Source organism: Taibaiella koreensis, assembly GCF_003545715.1.
GTDB classification, from domain to species: domain Bacteria; phylum Bacteroidota; class Bacteroidia; order Chitinophagales; family Chitinophagaceae; genus Taibaiella; species Taibaiella koreensis.
The window spans coordinates 342,343-363,947 of record NZ_QVNU01000002.1; the positions used below are offsets into that span (position 1 = coordinate 342,343).

Annotated in this window: 20 protein-coding genes; 8 read left to right on the top strand and 12 right to left on the bottom strand. The window is 51.1% G+C overall.

The window, feature by feature from the left end:
- The first annotated feature begins 204 nt into the window (after positions 1-204).
- On the top strand, positions 205-945 hold the full coding sequence (locus DZK30_RS08510) for a T9SS type A sorting domain-containing protein (RefSeq protein ID WP_162902952.1): 741 nt from the start codon (positions 205-207) through the stop codon (positions 943-945).
- 95 nt (positions 946-1,040) lie between these two features.
- Here the strand turns inward: DZK30_RS08510 and DZK30_RS08515 are convergent, their stop codons facing one another.
- The 3 genes from DZK30_RS08515 to DZK30_RS08525 are packed head-to-tail and all read right to left on the bottom strand — an operon-like array spanning position 1,041 to position 4,902.
- A complete protein-coding gene (locus tag DZK30_RS08515) occupies positions 1,041-1,997 on the bottom strand; it encodes an alpha/beta fold hydrolase (RefSeq protein WP_118973702.1) in 957 nt (318 codons plus the stop codon).
- 60 nt (positions 1,998-2,057) lie between these two features.
- Entirely contained in the window at positions 2,058-4,169 is a 2,112-nt protein-coding gene (locus tag DZK30_RS08520; protein ID WP_240432888.1) for a prolyl oligopeptidase family serine peptidase, read from the bottom strand.
- A 49-nt stretch (positions 4,170-4,218) separates the two neighbouring features.
- A complete protein-coding gene (locus tag DZK30_RS08525; RefSeq protein WP_118973703.1) occupies positions 4,219-4,902 on the bottom strand; it encodes a hypothetical protein in 684 nt (227 codons plus the stop codon).
- A gap of 150 nt (positions 4,903-5,052) precedes the next feature.
- Here DZK30_RS08525 and fabG point away from each other — a divergent pair, with 150 nt between their 5' ends.
- Positions 5,053-5,799, top strand: coding sequence for a 3-oxoacyl-[acyl-carrier-protein] reductase (gene fabG / locus DZK30_RS08530; protein ID WP_118973704.1), 747 nt, complete (start codon positions 5,053-5,055; stop codon positions 5,797-5,799).
- A gap of 208 nt (positions 5,800-6,007) precedes the next feature.
- Here the strand turns inward: fabG and DZK30_RS08535 are convergent, their stop codons facing one another.
- A complete protein-coding gene (locus DZK30_RS08535) occupies positions 6,008-6,673 on the bottom strand; it encodes an outer membrane beta-barrel protein (protein ID WP_118973705.1) in 666 nt (221 codons plus the stop codon).
- Positions 6,674-6,841: 168 nt separating this feature from the next.
- On the opposite strand from DZK30_RS08535, the gene DZK30_RS08540 reads away from it, so the two are divergent.
- The 3 genes from DZK30_RS08540 to blaOXA all read left to right on the top strand — a co-directional run bounded on the left by DZK30_RS08540 (position 6,842) and on the right by blaOXA (position 11,241).
- On the top strand, positions 6,842-9,913 hold the full coding sequence (locus DZK30_RS08540) for a glycosyltransferase family 117 protein (protein WP_162902953.1): 3,072 nt from the start codon (positions 6,842-6,844) through the stop codon (positions 9,911-9,913).
- Positions 9,914-10,027: 114 nt separating this feature from the next.
- A complete protein-coding gene (locus DZK30_RS25775) occupies positions 10,028-10,366 on the top strand; it encodes a hypothetical protein (protein WP_162902954.1) in 339 nt (112 codons plus the stop codon).
- A gap of 32 nt (positions 10,367-10,398) precedes the next feature.
- Positions 10,399-11,241 carry a class D beta-lactamase gene (blaOXA, locus tag DZK30_RS08545; RefSeq protein ID WP_162902955.1) on the top strand — a complete coding sequence of 281 codons (843 nt, stop codon included), beginning with the start codon at positions 10,399-10,401 and terminating at the stop codon, positions 11,239-11,241.
- Positions 11,242-11,451: 210 nt separating this feature from the next.
- On the opposite strand, the gene DZK30_RS08550 is transcribed toward blaOXA, so the two are convergent.
- From DZK30_RS08550 to dxs, 3 genes are read right to left on the bottom strand one after another with little or no spacing between them, the layout of a single operon-like run.
- Positions 11,452-12,159: a phytanoyl-CoA dioxygenase family protein gene (locus tag DZK30_RS08550; RefSeq protein ID WP_118973708.1), complete on the bottom strand. Its 708-nt coding sequence runs from the start codon at positions 12,157-12,159 to the stop codon at positions 11,452-11,454.
- A gap of 2 nt (positions 12,160-12,161) precedes the next feature.
- A complete protein-coding gene (locus DZK30_RS08555) occupies positions 12,162-12,716 on the bottom strand; it encodes a GNAT family N-acetyltransferase (protein WP_118973709.1) in 555 nt (184 codons plus the stop codon).
- Between the two features lie 11 nt (positions 12,717-12,727).
- Complete coding sequence (dxs, locus tag DZK30_RS08560) at positions 12,728-14,656, bottom strand: 1-deoxy-D-xylulose-5-phosphate synthase (protein WP_118973710.1); 1,929 nt, start codon at positions 14,654-14,656, stop codon at positions 12,728-12,730.
- 218 nt (positions 14,657-14,874) lie between these two features.
- Between dxs and DZK30_RS08565 the strand changes: the two genes are divergently transcribed.
- Together DZK30_RS08565 and truB are read left to right on the top strand one after the other, a co-directional pair.
- Positions 14,875-15,312 (top strand): rhodanese-like domain-containing protein, encoded by a 438-nt coding sequence (locus tag DZK30_RS08565; RefSeq protein ID WP_162902956.1) that lies wholly within the window; start codon positions 14,875-14,877, stop codon positions 15,310-15,312.
- 78 nt (positions 15,313-15,390) lie between these two features.
- On the top strand, positions 15,391-16,080 hold the full coding sequence (gene truB, locus DZK30_RS08570; RefSeq protein WP_118973712.1) for a tRNA pseudouridine(55) synthase TruB: 690 nt from the start codon (positions 15,391-15,393) through the stop codon (positions 16,078-16,080).
- Positions 16,081-16,152: 72 nt separating this feature from the next.
- Here truB and DZK30_RS08575 read toward each other — a convergent pair whose 3' ends face one another.
- A complete protein-coding gene (locus DZK30_RS08575; RefSeq protein ID WP_162902957.1) occupies positions 16,153-17,892 on the bottom strand; it encodes a DUF4139 domain-containing protein in 1,740 nt (579 codons plus the stop codon).
- 127 nt (positions 17,893-18,019) lie between these two features.
- On the opposite strand from DZK30_RS08575, the gene recO reads away from it, so the two are divergent.
- The gene (gene recO / locus DZK30_RS08580) at positions 18,020-18,754 is read left to right on the top strand and encodes a DNA repair protein RecO (RefSeq protein ID WP_118973714.1); all 735 of its coding nucleotides are present in this window, start codon (positions 18,020-18,022) and stop codon (positions 18,752-18,754) included.
- Here the strand turns inward: recO and DZK30_RS08585 are convergent.
- The 4 genes from DZK30_RS08585 to DZK30_RS08600 form a co-directional block, all read right to left on the bottom strand.
- Positions 18,741-19,124 carry a DUF6787 family protein gene (locus DZK30_RS08585; RefSeq protein WP_118973715.1) on the bottom strand — a complete coding sequence of 128 codons (384 nt, stop codon included), beginning with the start codon at positions 19,122-19,124 and terminating at the stop codon, positions 18,741-18,743. The genes recO and DZK30_RS08585 overlap by 14 nt on opposite strands.
- A 67-nt stretch (positions 19,125-19,191) precedes the next feature.
- Complete coding sequence (gene obgE / locus DZK30_RS08590) at positions 19,192-20,205, bottom strand: GTPase ObgE (protein WP_118973716.1); 1,014 nt, start codon at positions 20,203-20,205, stop codon at positions 19,192-19,194.
- Positions 20,206-20,365: 160 nt separating this feature from the next.
- Positions 20,366-20,941, bottom strand: a complete 576-nt coding sequence (locus tag DZK30_RS08595) for an adenylate kinase (protein WP_118973717.1) — start codon at positions 20,939-20,941, stop codon at positions 20,366-20,368.
- 67 nt (positions 20,942-21,008) lie between these two features.
- The gene (locus DZK30_RS08600; RefSeq protein ID WP_118973718.1) at positions 21,009-21,602 is read right to left on the bottom strand and encodes a thioredoxin family protein; all 594 of its coding nucleotides are present in this window, start codon (positions 21,600-21,602) and stop codon (positions 21,009-21,011) included.
- Positions 21,603-21,605 lie beyond the last annotated feature (3 nt).

Genomic DNA, 21,605 nt, shown 5'->3' on the forward strand with positions numbered 1-21,605 from the left:
ATCGGGCATAATGCGGGAGCGCTACAAAGAACCCTGCTAACCCCGCATCTTACATGCCTGAAACCATGAAATGGCTTTCTGCAATGGGTTAAAGAGCTATCTCAGTAGTTCTTTTTTTATTATTATTTTTTTTAAATGCATTTTCATTACAAAATTTTATTAATTTTAAGATACCTAACGATTTATCATTTAAATACAATCCAGATGATGCGCAAAATATTACCACTGCTATTCTTATTTGGCTTGTCTTCGGCTGCTGTGCATGCCCAGGACTTCGTGCTAAAGGCAGATACCATTACGGCAGAAACGCCGGGCCAAACGCCGCCAACCGGAAGCGGCTGGGACAATTACACGATAAAGCTGTTTGACTATGCTATCAATAAAACCAACGCAGCGCTTCCTTTTTCCTATACGATCTTTTCCAGAACAATTCCCATCGGTTGGGGGTTTTATGCCTTTTGTGACAACCAAACCTGCCGTACCTCGGGAGACCCGACGCTCAGCGGCACAGAAACAGTAGGTATGCCAATCCCGGCAAATGATAGCTCCGTGCTCGAGCCTCAATTCTCTATTCCTGTTGAGGCCGATAACGGTGTAGGTATTATCAGGGTGAAAGTTGTGAGCGCCAATACTATTGATACAGCAACGTATATTATCAATAAGACCCCTACAGGCGTCTCGACGATCTCGATCAAGGATAAGCGTGTCGCGGTTTACCCCAATCCTGCAACGACGGACCTGATCCTGTTCACCGATAGAAGCCTGAATGCTTCCCGTGTTGAGATCCTCAATATCACCGGCGCCCGCCAGCTGACTCAGAGCATAGATAATGGTGCAGAAGCGATCCGGATAGATATCAGTATGCTTGCAAAGGGCATGTACCTGGCAAAGGTTACCAATGCCAGCGGCGCTGTGATCACCACCAGGAAGTTCAGCAAAGAATAGATGGATAGGTACAAAAAGAAGATGGTGTCTCCGAGTTGGAGACACCATCTTCTTTTTAGGTACAATAGAGAGGCCTCCAGGAACCGCAGCGTTTATCAGGAGTGCAAAAAACGCTCCAGCAGCGGAAACAGCTTACCCGGCTCTTCCACCTGTGGATTATGCCCCGACAGCTCAAACATTTCGAACCGCGCCTGTGGACAATATTGCTTGTACTTGATCATCATGTAAGGCACGGCTACGCGGTCGTAGCGGCCGCCGTAAATGAGCACCGGCATCTTCAACTCCTTGAGACGGCGACGGTAATCAAAACTGCCGATATCGCTGCCCACAATGAAATCGCCATCGGCACCCACCAATTGATAATACAATTTTGTATTGAATGCGTTGGGATATGGCTTGCTGCCACGGCTTGCAAATTTATCGGGATTGTATGCATACAAAAATCCGTAAGGCACCCTGCCATAAACATCCTGACATTCTTTGTCGGAGGACACGTAACCTTTCTCCCGCAGCGCCGTCAGCTCCTGCCACACTTCGGGGTAATTCATGCTGATCTCATGGTTGCTGTTATCGTCATTGACTTGCCACATCACATGGCTATGAAAGGTATTGGCCAGCACCAGGTGCGCTACCTGCTGCGGATATCTGAGCGCATAGCCCTGCGCCACTACACCGCCGTAGCTATGGCCCAGCAGGTTGATCTTATCAAGTTTCAATGCTTTTCTCAGGCCTTCAATATCCTCAATGTCCCTTGCCAGCGAATATTCTTTTACATCCTGCGCAGTATCCGATTTTCCCCGCCCAAACGCGTCGAAATAGATCAGCATATTGTTTTTGGCCAGGGAATCGAAACGGCGCAGGCCTGTATGGGCGCCGCCGGGGCCACCCGAGATCAGGATCAGGGGATCGCCTTTGCCTACGGTAACCACCCATAATTTAGCACCGTTGACGGTGATATACTTTCCGCCGGTCTGGCTGTCAGGAAAGTCTTGGGCCATAGCTGTCCATGTAAGGAAACAGGCTACAAGCAAGAGGTATATTCTGGCGGACATGGGCTGTTTTTATAAAGAGAAAAAAAGAAGCTGCCCTTTTGAAGTACAGCTTCGATAAGCTTATAGCTGTACACCCATATTGTAGAAGACAAAGCTCCAGATATCGGCGGCTTCATCGATCATTTTGGAAGTGGGCTTACCGGCTCCGTGACCGGCCTTGCTGTCGATACGGATCAGCGTGGGATTATCACAACCCTGAGCAGCCTGCAGCGTGGCGGCGAATTTAAAAGAATGCGCCGGCACTACGCGGTCGTCATGATCGGCAGTAGTGATCAGGGTCGCCGGGTAGCAGGTGCCTTGCTTAACGTTGTGCAGGGGAGAGTATTTGATCAGGTAGTTGAACTGATCTTCCTTATCGCTGCTACCATATTCTACAGCCCAGCCCCAGCCTACAGTAAATTTGTGGTAACGCAGCATATCCAGCACACCTACCTGGGGAATAGCTACTTTGAACAGATCGGGACGCTGGGTAAGACAGGCGCCGATCAGCAGGCCGCCGTTGCTGCCACCGCGTATCGCCAGCTTACTGCTGCTGGTATATTTTTCTTTGATCAGGTACTCGGCCGCCGCGATAAAATCGTCGAATACGTTCTGCTTCTTCTCCAGCATGCCGCCTTTGTGCCAGTTCTCACCATACTCGCCGCCACCGCGCAGGTTAGCGACACAGTACACACCGCCGTTCTCAATAAAGGCCATATTGGCTACAGAGAAGGAGGGCGTAATATTGATATTGAAGCCGCCGTAGGCATAGAGCAACGTGGGGTTATTACCATCAAGCTTCAATCCTTTTTTAGCGGTGATGAACATCGGCACTTTTGTACCGTCTTTGCTGGTGTAGAATACCTGTTTGGTTTCGTAAGTCGCAGGGTCAAATTTCACATCCGGCTTTTGGTATAAGGCCGACTTGCCGCTCTTGATATCGTACCGGAAAGAGGTGGCAGGATAGGTAAAGGAAGTAAAGGTGTAGAAGAAGAAATCGTCCTCTTTTTTGCTGCCAAAACCAGACGCCGTTCCTACGCCGGGCAGCTCGATCTTATGCTCCAGCTTACCATCCATGGTATATTGATTTACCTGGGTACAGGCATCTTTCAGGTAGCTGGCAAACAACCTGCCGCCACCGGTGCTGATGGCTTCCAGCGGCTCTTTCTGCTCAGGGATCACGGTTTTCCAGGCTGCTTCTCCGGGATTCTTCGGATCGAGCAGTACCACTTTATAATTGGGCGCGCCGCTATTGGTCTGCAGCAATATCTTGTCGCCGATGTTATCGACTAAGTTGGCATTGGTCTTAAAGCCCGGCACAATAGTGATAAAGCCTTTGCCCTTATCCTTCATATCCATGATCTTGATCTCGCTGCCGTCGGTACCTTCGGAGATGCTGAGCACCAGGAAGCGCTCGTCTTCTGTAAGTCCGCCGCCCACGTAACGCAAGGGGTGCTCCTTATCTTCATAGATCAGTTTATCGGCGCTTTGCGGCGTCCCGATCTTATGGTAGAACACTTTCTGGTATTCGGTCTTGGCGCTGTACTTGGTCTTTTCGTCTTTAGGCCGGTCGTAGCCGCTGTAGTAAAAGCCATCGTCACCGGCCCAGCTGATGCCCGTAAATTTCACGTATTCGAGCTTATCGCTGATGAGCTTGCGTGTGGCGAAGTCCATTACATAGATCTCCTGCCAGTCGCTTCCCGAGGCCGACACGGCATAACCAAAGTATTTTTGGTGCTTGGATACGCCTGTTGCCTGCAAGGCCACGGTACCGTCGGTTGATAGCTTGTTGGGATCGAGCAGCACCTCTGGCGTACCGTTGAGGCCTTTTTTTACATAAAGTACGGATTGGTTCTGCAGCCCGTCGTTCTTGGAGAAGATAAACCAATCGCCTTCTTTCTGCGGGGCGCCGTATCGCTGGTAATTCCACAGCTCGGTAAGCCGGGCGTGGATCTTGCTGCGGAACGGGATCTTCGACAGGTAATCCTGGGTTACCGTGTTCTGCTCTTTTACCCAGGCTTCTGTATCGCGGGCGGTGTCGTTTTCCAGCCAGCGGTAAGGATCGCCGATCTTATGAGAAAAGTAGTTGTCGGTCTGATCTACTTTTTTAGTAGCCGGATAGCGGGTTTGAGCGGTCATATCAAATGCGGTGCAGGCGCTGAGCGCCAGCAGTGGAATCATTTTTTTATTCATTACAGATTGGCTGTTTTTACATGAAGCAATGATCAATGTGAAGGCGAATTTACTTACAGTTTTTCATTTGTGCTTCCTCCATATCGTTATACATCAGCTGCATCAGCTTTGATTTCTTTTTCTGCCTGTCGATCTTTTCCCGTGTATAGCGATCGAAAAAATTAAAGCAGGTGAAGCTGGGAAAGGTATTGGGCCGTTTCAGGATCACCTGGTAGCAATCCCGCAAGGCCATCGCCGACTGATAAAGGTAAAGTGGTGTAAAGCGGAGTCCCAGCACCTTTTTTTTACCCACATTGAAAGTCTGTAGTTTTTTAAACTCCGGCGTGAAGCCTTTCGGCGCCAGGCGTTGCTGTATCAGGGGCGTAAAGCACTGCATATCGACTACCAGGGAATCGTTGATCACCGGCAATTCACCTTCCGCTCCCGGACTCAGGATGCTATACATATTGTTGGTCTTCCGGAGAAAAACAAACACCCGCTGCCCGGCAGCGTAGGGCTCCCAACGGTAAGACCCGGACCGGCCGATGAACTTTTCGATCTTGTAGGTCCTGGGCTTCCCCTCTTCAGTAAAGCCCTGCAGGTAAAAGAAATGATCGTCCACCTTCATGATCGTTCCATAGGTAACCACATCGGCGCCTGTTGCCAGGTCAAACAGCTTGAGCGGATGGTATTGCTGCCCGCTTAGGGAAGCAAAAAAAAGAAGCCCGATAACAGTTATAAACACTGTCTTCATTTGTCACGACAATAATTAATGAATATCCTTCAAAAGTACGATTTTCAATTTTATGGTTTATTTTAGCGGCCTGAACCCGCGATACAGCAAGTCTCCGGTCCGGGTTATGGGCAAAGCACACCTAAGTTTATTCTATAAAAAGCCAGGCAGATGAAATTACTTGACAATAAGACTGCTCTCGTTACGGGAGGCAGCCGCGGTATAGGCGAAGCCGTAGTACTGAAATTCGCGGAACAGGGCGCCAATATTGCATTTACCTACCTTTCTTCAGATGAAAAAGCGAAAGCGCTGGAAGACAGGCTTACCGGCATGGGCGTAAAGGCCAAAGCCTATAAAAGCGATGCTGCCGACTTTGCCGCGGCAGAGGCACTGGCTGCCGATGTAGCCAAAGAATTCGGCGGCATTGATATCTGTGTCAACAATGCCGGCATTTCCCGCGACAACCTGTTGCTACGCGTGAGCCCCGAACAATGGGACGAGGTGATGCACGCCAACCTGAAGTCAGTATTCAACCTGACCAAGCAAGTGATCCGTACCATGATGAAAGCCCGTAGCGGCAGCATCATCAATATGAGCTCTATCGTGGGCGTAAAGGGCAATGCCGGCCAAAGCAGCTATGCCGCCTCTAAGGCAGGCATTATCGGCTTTACCAAGTCGATAGCGCAGGAGCTCGGCAGCCGCAATGTGCGTTGCAACGCCATCGCACCCGGCTTTATCGAAACCGACATGACCCATTACCTTAAAGATGGCGATGCCAGCCAATGGTTTGAAAAAATACCGCTGCAGCGTTTTGGCAAGCCCGAAGAGATCGCCAATGTAGCGCTATTCCTGGCTTCCGATCTCAGCAGCTATGTTACCGGCCAGGTATTGAGCGCCTGTGGCGGCATGAATATCTAAACAAAATGACGCTTTGTGCGCCGGATATAAAAAAGGGACCTACTATGGGTCTCTTTTTTTGTTGTGTCAGGTATTTGCCGGTTATAGAAGCCGGCATTTTCCCCGAGTAGAAAGTGAAACGGGCACATATCTTATTTCCCGCACAGTTGCTAAACAAATAAGGGCCGGAACTTTTGTCCGGCCCTTATTGTCACTAATGACAAGAAGCTTATTCATCGTCATCGTTAGAACTGTTCTTTTTGCTCTTCTTCATTTTCTCCTTCACTTCTCCTGATGCTTCTTCATACAGGGCACGGGCTTTCTTGGTAGGCAGGTAGATCTGGAAACCTACAGCGACAGAAAAATTGTGGCTGGTAACAGAGCTACCGAAGCCCAGACCCAGGTCATACTTCAGCAAAGCTTCAAGGCCTACGTTGGGCGTAATGAAGTAAGCCACGCCGGGTCCTACACCAAGGCCCAGACCGTTGGTGGTAACAGAAGGTGCGCCTTCAGTCTTGGTATTAACACCGGTAAAGCCGGCATTGGCTTCCAGGAAGAAACGGCTGTGCTTGAGCAGGATGGCACGGGGATCGCTGATGTAGTAACGGCCGAAAGCACCTACCTTGTAATTGATCGCATTGGTAGAAATGCTGCTTACAGACTGATGATCGAGTCCCAGCGCCACTTCGCCACCAATGGCGATATTGTCCTGGATGAACCAACCCACTTTGGGATTGACGCTAAAAGAAATACCAGTGGTACCGCTTTGCAATTTAATGCCAAGGTTGGCCAGGTTGGCGCCCACCATGATGTTTCCTTTTTGTAACTGGGCAGAAACCTGGTTTATACCTGATAAACCAAGTACCGCGAGGAGGAGTAAACTGATTCTTTTCATACGTCAAGTGTTTTGTTTTGCTTATGGGTAAGACAAATATTGTGCCAATATGTTGTGTGGCTCGTTAAATTGGCTGCATTTTTCATGTTTTCACATTTTGTTTTTGCTCTAAAGGACATTTCTTTAGCTTTACAGCCTTTTACAACAGATCACATAATATTCCTTTCAATGAACTTCAAAAAAATAAACAACCTCAGCGGATGGATTGTTTTTGCCATTGCCTTTATTGTTTATTTGGCTACGATGGAGCGAACGGTAAGTTTCTGGGACTGCGGCGAGTTCCTGTCGACAGCTTACCGGCTTGAGGTAGGGCACTCCCCCGGCGCGCCTCTATTTATGCTCCTGGGCCGCCTTTTTGGCATGTTTGCCGCACCTACCCAGGTCGCGGCCTGTATCAACAGCCTTTCGGCGCTCACCAGCGGCCTTACGATCCTGTTCCTGTTCTGGACCATCACCCACTTTGCCCATAAGCTATTGATAAAGGAAGGTGAAGCGCTCACACGGTCTAAGCTTGTCGCCATCATCGGCGCGGGAGCCGTAGGCGCCCTGGCCTATACCTTTTCCGACACTTTCTGGTTCTCTGCTGTAGAGGCGGAGGTATATGCGACCTCATCTTTCTTCACCGCCATTGTGTTCTGGGCTATTCTAAAATGGGAGCACCATGCCGATGCGCCGCACGCCGACCGTTGGCTGATCCTGATCTCCTACCTCATGGGCCTTTCCATAGGGGTGCACCTGCTCAACCTGCTGGCCATACCAGCGCTGGCCATGGTCTATTATTTCCGCCGGTATAAAGTGACCCTGGCCGGAGGTATTCTCGCCTTTGTGCTGGGCTGCGTGCTGCTGGGATCGGTACAGGTGGGTCTTATCCAGGGCATTCCCATCCTGGCTTCCAAATTTGAGCTGCTGTTTGTCAACAGCTTTGGCCTTCCCCTCGATAGCGGCGCCCTCTTCTTTATCCTGCTGCTGGCAGCCCTGTTTGTATTCCTGATACGCTGGGCCAAAAAGAGCGGCCGCTACCTCCTGCAGGTGAGCATGCTTTGCGTGGTCTTTGCGCTTATCGGCTATTCCAGCTATGTCTGCATCATTATCCGCTCCCGCGCCGATGTACCCATTGACATGACCAACCCCGACGACGTGCTAAGCCTGCTGTCGTACCTGCAACGCGACCAGTACGGAGAGCAGCCCATCCTTTATGGACCCGATTATAACTCTGAGCCTTCCGGACCGGGCAAAAGCAAACCCATTTATGCCGAACGTACCGACGATGCCGGCAAGACCCGTTATGAGTTGATCGGTTCCCGCCAGACCGGAGCTGATTACCCGGCCGACCAAATGCGTCTTTTCCCCAGGGTGTACGACGCCGGCCATGCCGCTTTCTATAAGAACTACCTGCAGCTGGGCGATGATGAGCGGCCTTCAGCAGCCAACAACTATGCCTTTTTCTTCCGCTACCAGCTCAACTGGATGTGGTGGCGCTACTTTATGTGGAACTATGCCGGAAGGGAAAATGATTTTGCGGGCACCAGCTACGGCGAGCCGCAAAACGGCAACTGGATATCAGGAATCGGCGCGGTAGATAAGATGTTTGGCCGTGGCGACATCAACCAGCTGCCCGAATATTACAAGCACAACAGGGCGCGCAACCAATATTACCTGCTGCCTTTTATCCTGGGTGTCCTGGGCCTGGTGTATCAGTTCAACCGCGATAAGCGGGACGGTATCGTTGTGGGCCTCCTGTTCTTCTTTACCGGGATTGCCATTGCTATCTACCTCAACAATACACCACAGCAGCCCCGCGAACGGGACTACGCCTATGCCGGCGCTACCTATGCCTTTGCCGTATGGATAGGGCTGGGTGTGCTGATGGTAGCCGATTGGCTGCGGAAAGGGCTGAAGCAGGGCATTGCCGCACCGGCGCTGGCGACGGTGCTTTGCCTGGTGGCTGTACCCTTGCTGATGGCTACGGCGAACTGGGACGACCATGACCGCTCTCAGAAAACACTGGCGCGCACAACAGCTTACAATGTATTGAGCAGCTGCGACAGCAATGCGATCCTGTTTACCGTGGGCGACAACGATACTTATCCTTTGTGGTATATGCAGGAGATAGAAGGTTATCGTACCGATGTGCGTATTATTAACCTCAGCCTGCTGGGCATCGACTGGTATATCGATCAGCTGAACTATAAGATCAATAAAGCCGACGCGGTACCCATGATCTGGAAAACCAAAGACTACGAGGCCGACAAACGCAACGTGGTCATCTACCAGCAGCTGCCCGGCGTACCGCAGGACCGCTATATCGACCTGGAGCAGGTGCTGCAGTTTACCGTGTCCAACGATCCGCAAACGCAGGTACAGTCCCGTAATGGCGACTCCTACAATATATTGCCGACTAAAAATGTATCTATAAAAATAGATAAGGCTGCCGTGCTGCGCAATGGCCTTGTGGCCATGGGCGACTCGGCTAAGATCGCCGATGAGATCGCCTTTACCCTGCCCAAAGACCAGCTTTACAAACCCGACCTGGGCATCCTGAATATTATTGCCGGCGTTGCCCGCGACGGCTGGAAGCGTCCGATCTACTTCAGCGCCGGCTTCCCCGGCGGCGGCGATTTCCAGGGGCTGGACGAATACATACAGCTGGAAGGTCTGGCCAATAAGCTTGTGCCCATGCGTGTGCAAGGCTCCTCGCCGGAATCGGGTGCGCCTCAGATGACCAATACGACCAAAAGCCTGAACCTTTACCTCAACCAGTTCCTTTGGGGCGGCACCGAAAGAAAGGATGTCTACTTTGATGAGAAGAACAAGACGATGCTCATGACCTATCGCCTCAGCGGCGCAAAAGTAGCCGAGGCGCTCATACGCGAAGGGCGCAAGCAGGAAGCGATCAGGCTGCTCGATAAGATCACGCAAAACATCACTTATGAATCGTACCAGTACGACCAGGCGATGTGGAGCGTAGTGGCTGCCTATTATCTTGCCGGCGCTCCGGACAAGGCACGTAAGCTGGCCGACATTGTTGTGCGCGACAGTAAGCAGATGATCGCCTACATTACAAGCTTAAAGAGCGATGACGCCCGTGGCCTTGCCATTAGCGTGGATGGCAAACCCGCCCTGGGCGCTATGCAATACCTGGCGCAGGTAGCCCTGCAATCGGGCGACAATGCCAGCGCCCAGAAATGGAACAAAGACCTGCAGGATGGCGCCAAACTGCTGGACATACAGCTGAAATAGACTTCCTTAATGAACAAGGGGCCGCTTGTAACCAACAGGCGGCCCCTTGTTTTTTCCTTTGCTTCGCCGCCTGACGGCGCAGCCGGGAGGTACTTTCGTAAAAACCCTTTTCTTATGAAAGCAACATCCCTGCAATTTTTGCAAGACAACGTGGATCCGGCTACGGACCTCTATGTATTCCTGATGGGCTATTATGCCCCCGACGATGGCGGCGAAGGTGAATTCTTCTGGGACAACGGCAATACAGATACCGTCAACGGTGGTACCATTGTCGCCTCACTTTATCCCTGCAGCAAACCTCGACACCACCCTGGGCAAGCCCGTCTGGTTCAACGGTACCAACTGGATCGATGCCAGCGGCACAGCGGTCTGATACACTTCTTAAAAATGTTCCCGGCAAAAACACCGGGAACATTTTCTTTTCCGAACGGCCGATTGACGGGGATACCGTAATTTTGCGGCCAAATCTTAAGCTTCGTCTGATAATGAAATACCTGTTGCGTCTCAGCCCCCTGCTCCTTCTTTTTGCCGCGTCTTGCACCGATGTCCGGATCAATGAACATCCCGAATGGAAATCCTATTTCGATGCTGCAAAAGTGGAAGGCTGCTTCGAGGTATACGACAACAACAAGGAAACGGCACATTATTACAATAAGGAACGCTGCGCCGAACGCCTTTCGCCGGCATCAACCTTCAAGATATTCAATTCGCTGGTAGGCCTGGAAACTGCCGTGGCGCCCGACGAGCAACTGGTGATCAAGTGGGATGGTGTCAAGCGCTGGAACGAAGACTGGAACAAGGACCTCACGATGGCCCAGGCCTTTAAGGTAAGCGCATTGCCTTATTACCAGGAGCTCGCCCGCCGCATTGGCCAGGAGCGCATGCAGCATTATCTGGATACCGTTAAGTATGGCAATATGGAAATAGGCGATAGCATTGATGCCTTCTGGATCAACCACCGGCTGCGCATTTCGGCCGATGAGCAGGTTGGCTTCATCAAGAGGTTGTACCATACCGAATTGCCCTTCAGCGAGCGCTCGCAACGTATTGTACGGGGGATGATGCTTCAGAAAGAGTCGCCCAACTACAAGCTTTATTATAAGACAGGCTGGAACAATACCGGAGGCAACCTGCTGTGGGTGGTAGGTTATGTGGAAAAATCGGAGGAGCTGAAAAACGTAGAAACCGGCAAGCTGGAGCAGATCCCGCATCCTTATTTCTTTGCGCTCAATTTCAGCACCAGCGCATCAGATACGGCAAGAGACCTGAAGGCAGTACGGCTTCAGGTGCTGCAGCAGCTGCTCGATGCTAATGGCATTGGCAAATAACAATACGATCGATACGAAAAGCGGGCTGCTCCTCATTCGGGACAGCCCGCTTTTTTACTATTTACTATCCCGATACTGCCCTTTCGACGGGCTCAAGGACCGGAAGATGCTTTGTTTCCTGTATTGGGACAGCCCGCTTTTTATTTATCCATCTGAAGGATATCGATCTGTTTATACTGCATGCTTCATTATGGGTGAAGCATGCGGACATCAGGGAAGCGATTGTTTTTCGGCCCAGGCCATGCCTGCGGGAAGCACGGCATGGTTAAGCTCGATATGCAGCACCCGCCGTCTTTTGCCTTCTTTGCTACGGGAAGAAGCGTGGAGCAGCAAGGGGCGCATCAACATAAGGCCACCAGCCGGCACCTTGCAGACCTTTTCCTTTTCTATCGACCAGTCAATCGTTTCGGGACGGTAAATGCCTTTACGGTGCGAGCCCGGTATCACGTTCAGGGCGCCGTTACTTTCATCGGTATCATCCAGGTGAATGCGAAGAGTGAGCTGCTGCTCCAGCAGGGAAACAGGCGGTTGTACGGCAAAATATCCGTCCTTTCTGCTCCAGGGACCAAAGCCTAAGACTTCGGTCTTGTTATCTACCGATATGGTCAGGTCCTGGTGGTAGGGCACAAACCAATTCGAAGCAACCGGCTTATCAAAATAAATGGATTTGCTGATAAAGCAACCTTTATCCATGTACGGCGCAATAGCTTTCATCATTCCAGGCGTAAAGAGCAATGCAGAAAGCTGCGGCAGCACGGCCAATACCCGCCGTATGGCAAAAAGGTCACCCTGCCGGCGGAAAGCCGTGCCGGGAACATCTATTGACACTTCGATCACATCTGCAACCGCTTTCCTTTCCAAAGGGCTGAGCACTCCATCCAGTATAAGATATCCTTGCTCTTCCAGCTGCTGTTTCATGGTCAACTCTTTTTACGGGCAAAATAATCCTCTTCGAGTATGGCATATTCGTAGCAGTCCACCCACTGCCCCCTTATGGGTAATACATTGCGCCGGTGCCCTTCGCGCAGCATACCGGCTTTTTCCAGCACACGTATGGAACCGGCATTGTCTACAGCACAGCCGGCTTCGACCCGGTGAAGGGCCAGCACTTCAAAAGCAAACTGCAGTATACGGTCCAGCGCTTCGGAAGTATAACCGCTGCGCCAACGGTCCTTATGCAGCTTATACCAGACCTCAGCACTCTGCTTTTTGGGGGCAGCCAGGATCATACCAAAAAGGCCGGCAAACTGCCCGGTATCTTTTAAGGTAACAGCAAGGATAAAATGAACGCGGGGAACGGCTTCCTGCGTCGTCAACCAGGTCCTGACGAGATCATTGGTAACCCCAATATGGGCTGGAATGCCCATGGTATTGTATTGATCCGTTTCGGGAAGGGAATGCAACGCATGTATTGCCGGAACGTCGACAATAGCAATATCCCTGAGCAGGAGCCTGGGTGTCTCTAAAGAAAACATATGATATTGGCTTAGGCCAGGCTGAGATCTTTTCCGCTGACCTTCATCATATCGCGGGCAGCAGCGGCAATAGCCGATGCGTCAAAGCCGCACTCACGATATTGCTCATCTGGTTTGCCATGCTCGATCACGCGGTCGGGAATACCCAGTATCGTTACGGAAGGCTTATACCCATGCGCGTTAAAAAACTCCAGTACCGCCGAGCCCATGCCGCCCTGGATACAGCCATCTTCTACCGTAATGATACGGGAGAACTTACGACCGATCTCGTGCAGCATTTTCTCGTCGAGCGGCTTTACAAAACGCAGATCGTAATGCGCCGCGCTGATATTTTCCGCTTCCAGTTCCAGGCAGGCCTTTTGGGCAAAATTGCCGGGATGCCCGATGCTGATAATGGCCAGATCGCTACCGTCGCTGATCTTACGGCCCTGGCCGATCTGTATTTTTTCAAAGGGGGTCCGCCATTCGGGCATCACGCCCTGTCCGCGCGGATAACGGATCACAAAAGGATTTTTGGTCTCTTCCAGCTGCGCGGTATACATAAGGTTGCGCAGCTCCTGCTCGTTCATAGGCGCGCTCACGATCATATTGGGGATACAACGCATATAGGCCAGGTCGTAAGCGCCCTGGTGCGTGCCGCCATCGTCGCCTACAAGACCTGCTCGGTCGAGGCAGAAGATCACCGGCAGGTTCTGTATCGCCACATCGTGGATCACCATATCATAAGCCCTTTGCATAAAGCTGCTGTAGATATTGCAGAACACCTTCATGCCACGGGTCGCCAACCCGGCGCTCACCGTTACGGCATGCTGTTCGGCGATACCTACATCCAACGCGCGGTCGGGCATTTCAGCCATCATGTATTTCAAGGAACAGCCGGAGGGCATGGCCGGGGTAATACCCATGATCTTCTCATTGACCCTGGCCAGCTCGATAATGGAATGACCGAATACGTCCTGATACTTGGGCGCCTGCGGTGTATTGTAAGTGACTTTGTTGATCTTACCGGTTACCTTATCAAACAAGCCCGGAGCGTGCCACAGGGTCTGGTCTTCTTCTGCCAGCTTATAGCCTTTGCCCTTTACTGTTTTTATATGCAGGATCTTGGGGCCCTGGATATCGCGCAGATCGCGGAGGATATCGACCAGCTTGGTCACATTATGCCCATCCACCGCGCCAAAATAGCGCAGCCCAAGCGCTTCGAACAAGTTACTGGATTTGGAGATAGCGCCTTTAACGCTTTCCTTCACCTTGGCAGCGATCTCACGCTGAAAATCGGCATAAGGCAATTTGCCCAGCAAATGCCACAGGTCGTCGCGCAGCTTGTTGTAGGTGTGCGAGGTGGTGATATCGGTAAGGTATTCTTTGAGCGCGCCCACATTGGGATCGATGCTCATGTTGTTGTCGTTAAGAATGATCAGGATATTGGCATTGCTTACCCCCGCATGGTTCATGGCCTCGAAGGGAAGGCCGGCGGTCATAGCGCCGTCGCCGATGACGGCGATGTGTTGCCGGTCTGTTTCACCCTTGAGCCGGCTGGCAATAGCCATACCCAATGCAGCAGAGATAGAGGTAGAGGAATGGCCCACACCAAAGGTATCGTATTCGCTTTCTTCACGGTTGGGGAAACCGCTGATACCATTCAACTTTCGGTTGGTATGAAAAACGCTGCGCCGGCCGGTAAGGATCTTATGACCGTAAGCCTGGTGGCCTACGTCCCATACCAGCTGATCGTATGGTGTATTCATAACGTAATGAAGGGCCGTTGTCAGCTCAACCACCCCGAGGCTGGCCCCGAAATGCCCGCCATTCACACTCACACTATCAATAATAAACTGACGTAACTCATTACATACCTGCTGCAGCTGCATTTTTTCCAGTTTCCTGAGATCGGAGGGGTATTCAATGGTACTGAGCAGAGGGCCGGCTTCTATCCGCATGCCAAATTGTTTAAGGTATAACAGGCAAAAATAGGAATAATTATCCTTTAACCCGGCTTTTACAAGCTAAATATCGGCTCATGTACGGTAGTATAGCCCTTTTTATTGTGTTCCGGGCCGGAAAATGCAACTGTGAAAATACCGGCGCGGACAGCAAGTTGCCACCTCTGTATCCCGGCAAAAGCGAGTACCTTTGCACCCCAATAGCGACAAAAAACATGAAGTACACGGGGAAATATATTGCTGCGGGTTTGCTGGTGCTGAGCCTCAGCGCCTTTAAAAAGGACGAGCTGGGCTCGTGGAAAGAAAAACAGCTGGCAGATCCTGTTGCGCTGGCCGGCCGTATTGCCAAAGGCGATACCAGCAACCTGCTGATCCTGAATACCGGTCCTGTTGAGGACATCCAAGGCGCAGTAAATATAGGCGCGGTAGAAGACGCTAAAAATCTGGCCAAACTGAAAGATTACTTACAACCGGTTGCCAGGGACAAGGAAGTGATCCTGTATTGCGGCTGTTGCCCGCTTTCGGTATGCCCCAACCTGCATCCTGCCTACGATATGCTCAGGGCCATGCATTTCACCAATTACAAAGTGCTGCGCCTGACGCATGACCTGCAGGAGGACTGGATCGACAAAGGCTATCCCGTTGCTAACTAACGCTTAACCCTTATAGGGTTTTGAACACTATAAGAGTTAAACGCTTCAGCCCGCAAAACACTGATACATTATTACCATATGAATGCCATACCTACCCAGGAAGAACTGAAAGAGGGCGCCCTGTTGCTGATCGATAAACCTTTGCGCTGGACTTCCTTCGACGCCCTCAACAAATTGCGCCGGCTGATGAAGGCGAAAATAGGCCATTGCGGCACGCTGGACCCGCTGGCGACCGGCCTGCTGATCTGCTGCACCGGCAAAATGACCAAGCGCATCACCGAGTACCAGAAACAGGAAAAAGAATATACCGGCATCATTCACCTGGGTTCAGTAACCCCTACCTATGATCTGGAATCGGAACCGGAACAGCACCGGTCACTGGAGCACCTTACAGAAGAAATGATAAGGGCTGCTACTACCGCTTTTACCGGCGATATTATGCAGATACCACCTGCGCACTCGGCCATTAAAAAAGAGGGCAAGCGTGTGTATGAGCTGGCCCGGGAAGGGAAAGAGGTGAAGCTGGATCCCCGCCCGGTGCGTATCACTACATTTGAGCTGACCCGTATTGCCTTACCGGAGGTGCATTTCCGCGTGGAATGCAGTACCGGTACCTATATCCGTTCGCTGGCCAACGATTTCGGCGCCGCCCTGGGCTGCGGCGGTTACCTGCAGGCGCTTCGTCGTACCCGCATCGGCACTTTCGGCGTAGAAGAGGCACTTACTGTGGAGCAATGGGTAACGGCATTGAAGCCGGAAACGATATAGCGATTGAAGAGACGCGGTACATCGCGTCTCTTCAACTCCACTTACAATACAACATTTGCAATGCTACCTTATTTAGAGATTAGCAATAGTGTAGGACCGGGGATACTTTACCGAGTAACTGACCCGGACCGTTTTGGCTTCACCGGGTGCGAGCTTTAGGTTCCAGCTTAAGATACCGGTTTCCTTATCCGCATCTGCTCCCGATGCTTCTTTCAGCTCCACCTCCATATCTTTATCCGTGGCAATAGGATACTGATCTTTCAACAGCAGGTTTACAGTTTCTTTTTTAGCATTACGGATTTTGATCTCGTAGGTATACGATTGTCTACGATTGCTCCCGAGCGTCTTTACCCCGCTTTGCTCCACTACTTTTTCCCTTTTGATGACGATGCGGCTATCGGTACCGAGGCCAAGGCTCATGGTGTCCGAAGTAACGGCAGGATTGAGCATGGATTTGCCTATGTACATGTTCTCAAAAAGGATATTAGCCATACCCGGTAGCAGGTTCAGTTGCTCATAACCGGTAATCTCCGCGGTAAGGAATGCCTCTACACTACTTTTCGGCGCGGCGTAATAGCGATAGGTTGCCGGCAGCTTATATTCCTGCAGCGATACGCTGTGGGGTTTGGCATTGGAAGCGATATCGTAGGGGATATCGACATCGAAGGTAGCATTCAGTTCATTGTCTACAGGCGTCGTATAGCTACTCATGTTGTTGATCGCTTGCGCTACATTAACGACTGGCCGTTTGGCAATATCAGCAGCGGACATTGATATTGATCCTGTATAGGATCTTTTGTCTATTTTCTGACCGTATATCGCTACCTCACCCAAATCCTGCTCCGCGGCCAGGTTACCCTGGCCTCGTACCTGTATATCTGATGTTGCTCCCGGCTGTCCACCGCCTGAGGAGACCATGACACCGGGCATTGCGCTCCTCAGCTGTGCCGAAAGATTGTTATACCGAAGGAACCAGGTTGACAATACCGGGGCTGTACTATTACGGGAAGGGTTGCCAGTGGCAAGCCTCAACTTTATTCTTTTCCAGTCAATACCAGTACTTTGGGTGATGTTGGCTTTATAGCCCAATTTCAGCGGGCTACTGGTATTTTCAGCTCTTAAATCGTAGAAAGCACTCCAACCGGCATTAGGGCTCACATAACTGATATTAAGTTCACAGCTGGCAGCGACTTTAGCCACTACTTGCGCCACCAATTGCCCGCGGTTGGCCTGCTGATCGGCTGTGAGTTCCCGCATCTGTTGCTGCAACAAGTCAAGACGCTCTTCATAGAGATCTTTTTGTTCGGTGAGGACACTTAGCTGTTGTTTTACTTCCAATTGTTTCCGACCGTAAAAATCCAGCATCTTTTCCAGCTCTGCCACCGTCACCGTTGTATTGGTGCCAGCTATAGTGCCATTGCGTTCCAGCACTGCCAGCAGGCCTTCTTTCGATTGTTGGTCGCTGCTGATGTTCGTCAGCAGTTTATTTAATCGCTTCACACTATCCTCAAGCTGCAGATAAGCTTTGCTCTTTTCTTTCGGCTTCATGTAATCTTTATTGAAGCTCACGGAAAGTACTGTTACATCGGCACCGGCCCCAATACGCAGACTATTTTCATCCAGCACATTGGCCACATTGCGGATAACCACCTCACTACTCCCCGCCGGCAGTGTTATTTTGGCTTTGTGATTCATTTCTACGCCTTGGGTATATACCGTAACGGATTCGAGCGTAGCTTCGGTGCTTACCTGTGCACGGACAGCCGGCAGAAAGCAGATAAGGCAAAAAAAAGTGATGATGGTCGTTTTCATAAAAATTCCTTTACTCATTAGGATGCAGCCAGAGAATAAAAGGTTGGAAAGTCAACCGGGATATTGTGGCAGGCGCTTGCATTTTGTTCCTAATTTTACCGCCTGTCTTTAAGTACGTCCTACACATATGGTGCACAAAACCCGGGGCATTGTTCTCCGAACGGTCAAATACGGCGAGACCAGCCTCATCTGCACGGTATTCACCGAGCTCCTGGGCATGCAATCCTATATGGTAAAAGGCGTGCGCAGCGGCCGCTCAAAGGGAAGAAAGGCCAATGTCTTGTTCCCCTCTTCCATACTTGATATGGTGGTCTATGAGCAACCGCAAAAAAACCTGCAAACAATAAGAGAGTATGAACCCGCTGTGATCTATCAGCAGCTTCTTGAGGATGTGGTGAAGAACGGCGTGGCGCTATTTGCTGTTGAAGTGACCGGACAGCTGCTGGCGACGCTTGATCCGCAGCCAGAGCTATTCGCTTTTCTCAAAAATTTTCTTTTGCAACTGGACGACGCACCCAGGACGGATATTGCCAATTATCCGCTCTATTTCGTGATCCAATCGGCCAGGCTATCGGGTTATTATCTTTCGGGAGAATACAGCGAAGAATATTCTTTTGTGGATGTGCATGAAGGCCGTTTTTCAAAGGAGGTATCGCATTTCCCGCCTTTTATTTCAGGCACGGAGGCTGGGCTGATGAGTAGGCTCAACTACGCGGCCACACTGGAAGAGATCACGGCGATCAGGATGAATCTCAACGAACGAAGGCTGCTGCTGGACCATTTCCTGTTCTTTTTACAGTTGCATGTACCGCACTTCAGGCCCTTGCGTTCGTTGGATGTGTTAAAAGCTATTCTTTATTAGGAGCCGGCTTACGGCCTAGGATACGGTTGCCCAGTTTTTTCAGGTAACGGGTAAAAAAACGGAATTGGCCCAAAGGTATACTGATGATAAGGACACATGCCGGCCACAGGATAGTAACCATCAGTACATAAATGATCACCCACAGCGCTTTATGATCGGGGCCGATCACATGCATCAGCCGCCGCCCGATATAGCCGCAGGCCGATCCGCCCAAGGCAAAGGTACACAGGATCAGTACGACCTGGAGTATGTTCCTCACCTGCCATTTATGCTTGAGCCGGGTTAGCCAGCCGGCCTTTTCATCGGTGTTCTGCGGGGCATCAAGCGTATCCTCCCCCCGGTCACTTGCTTCTTTGCAGCAGCTTTTCATGGTCCATTTGGTCTGAGAGCCAAAAATAGCGGTTCCGATCCTGGGCTCCTTTCAAAATCGGGAAATTTTATCGGCCGGTCAGCTCATTCTTTTCATTGAGCGCCGTCCATAGCTCGTCTTTCAGCTGCTGCAGCCCCTGGTTAGTAACCGACGAAATAAAGAGATGCGGTATGCCCTCCGGCAATTCTTTCACGATCTCAGCCTTCAGTTCATCGTCCAGCATATCGCTTTTACTTACCGCGATGATGATCTTTTTGTGGAGCAGCTCAGGATTGTACTGCTCAAGTTCATGATGCAGTATTTTGAATTCCTTTGCATGATCTTCGCTATCGGCCGGGATAAGGAACAGCAGCACCGAGTTACGTTCAATATGGCGCAGGAAACGATGTCCCAGCCCTTTTCCTTCTGCAGCACCCTCGATGATCCCCGGAAGGTCGGCCATGCAAAAGGACTGCTCGCCGCGATAAGCGACCATGCCCAGCTGAGGCGTAAGGGTGGTAAAGGCATAATTGGCGATTTTGGGCTTTGCCGCCGATATGGAAGAGAGCAATGTAGATTTGCCGGCATTGGGAAAGCCTACCAGGCCTACATCGGCCAGTACTTTCAATTCGAGATACTTGTAGCCCTCTATACCAGGCTCTCCGGGCTGTGCATATTCGGGGGCCTGGTTGGTAGGCGATTTGAAATAGGTATTGCCTCTGCCGCCGATGCCGCCAGGCAACCAGATCAATTCCTGGCCGTCCTCGAGTATCTCAGCTTCCACTTCTCCGGTCTCGGCATCCTTGGCAATGGTACCCAAAGGCACTTCGATAATAATATCCTTACCGCTGCGGCCGGTGCAATTGTCGCCGCTGCCCCGCTCGCCATCCTCGGCATGCACATGCTTGTAGTACCGCAGATGCAGCAAGGTCCACAACTGGGTATTGCCCCTGAGAATAATATGGCCGCCACGGCCGCCGTCGCCGCCATCGGGCCCGGCATTGGCATTGAACTTGGTATGCGCGAAGTGCATGCTTCCGGCTCCGCCTTTACCGCTGCGGCAAAAAATACGTATATAATCTACAAAATTCGCTTTATCCATTGGTTTGTTCCCCACAGCGCATTCGCTGCAAATAAGGTGCAAAGATCATATATTTTTTCCTGACTGCCCCGATGACGACATAGAGATCACCGATATTACACCGAAAAGCGATGCAGAGTTGCCCCCGCATCGCTTTCCCTTATCAAAAAAAGGTTGATTTTTATTTCAGGTGTTCATCAATGACCTGACACAGTTCGCTGAAAATAGCATCGATTTCCCCGATACCATTGACATGTCTGAGCTTACCCTGACCCTCGTAAAAAGGCAGCACGTGTATCGTCTTTCCGAAGTACTCGTCGATCCGCTTCACCAGCTTCTCGGCAGCATCATCGGGCCGGTTGCTTACCTTGTGCCGTTCGGCAATACGTTTCCGCAGCTCATCTTCATCGACATCCAGCGCGATAACGGTCCCTATTTTGTCGCCCCGGCCCTCAAGAAATTTATCCAGCGCTTCGGCCTGGGCTACCGTACGGGGAAAGCCGTCGAAAATAAAACCTCTGGCGGCCGGATGATTCCCGATCTCTTCTTCCAGCATGGCGATGGTAATCGCATCAGACACCAGCTCGCCGGAAGCGAGCAGCGCCTTCACTTTTTTGCCCAGCTCGGTCTCCTGCTGGATATGTGCCCTGAAGAGATCGCCGGTAGAAATATGTACGAGCTGATATTTGTCGATCAGCTTAGCCGATTGTGTTCCTTTCCCTGCGCCCGGAGGGCCAAAAAGTATCAGATTAAACATAGGCTTCAATATTTTTTGAACGGAGCAAAAGTACGCAATGAAAAATAAAGAAGCGACCCGGCCGCCGTCAATTTTGCAATAGCTGCATCAGTTCATCCTGTACCGCTTTGCCCTTGTTGAGCGCATACCAGGTATGCATCTCCTTTTCAAATTCTTCGAAGGAAACCGGCGCCGGGTTACTTTTCCAGGCAGTAAGCAGGGCCTGCGCCGTTACCGGCCTGGGTCCCCAACGAAACAATTGGTTACCGTTCCCGTCAAAAGCGACCAGGATGGGAATGCTGCGGGAAGTACCGTTGGTGAGGTACTGATCCATGATCTGCGGATTCTCATCGCGCAGCACAATGCGCAGCGTTATTTTGCCTTTTGCCGCTTCGGCCATCCTGGCGATGGCCGGCAGATTTTGTGCGCTGTCGCCGCACCAGCCCTCCGTGATCACCCACCAATCCTGCGTAACGACGTTACTCATCGCCGATAGCACATCTTCTCTCAGCTCGAAGGTCTTGTCCCATCGACGCATCCGTTGCAGGTTAAGGCGCGCATAAAAAAGATAATCATCACTCTGGTTAGGGCCTGTTGTTTTTCCCTCTGCCATTAGCGTTTCCAGCAGCTGTACAAATTCTGCATAGCTGTAATGTTGCTTCGCGGTATCAAAAATTGTCATGGT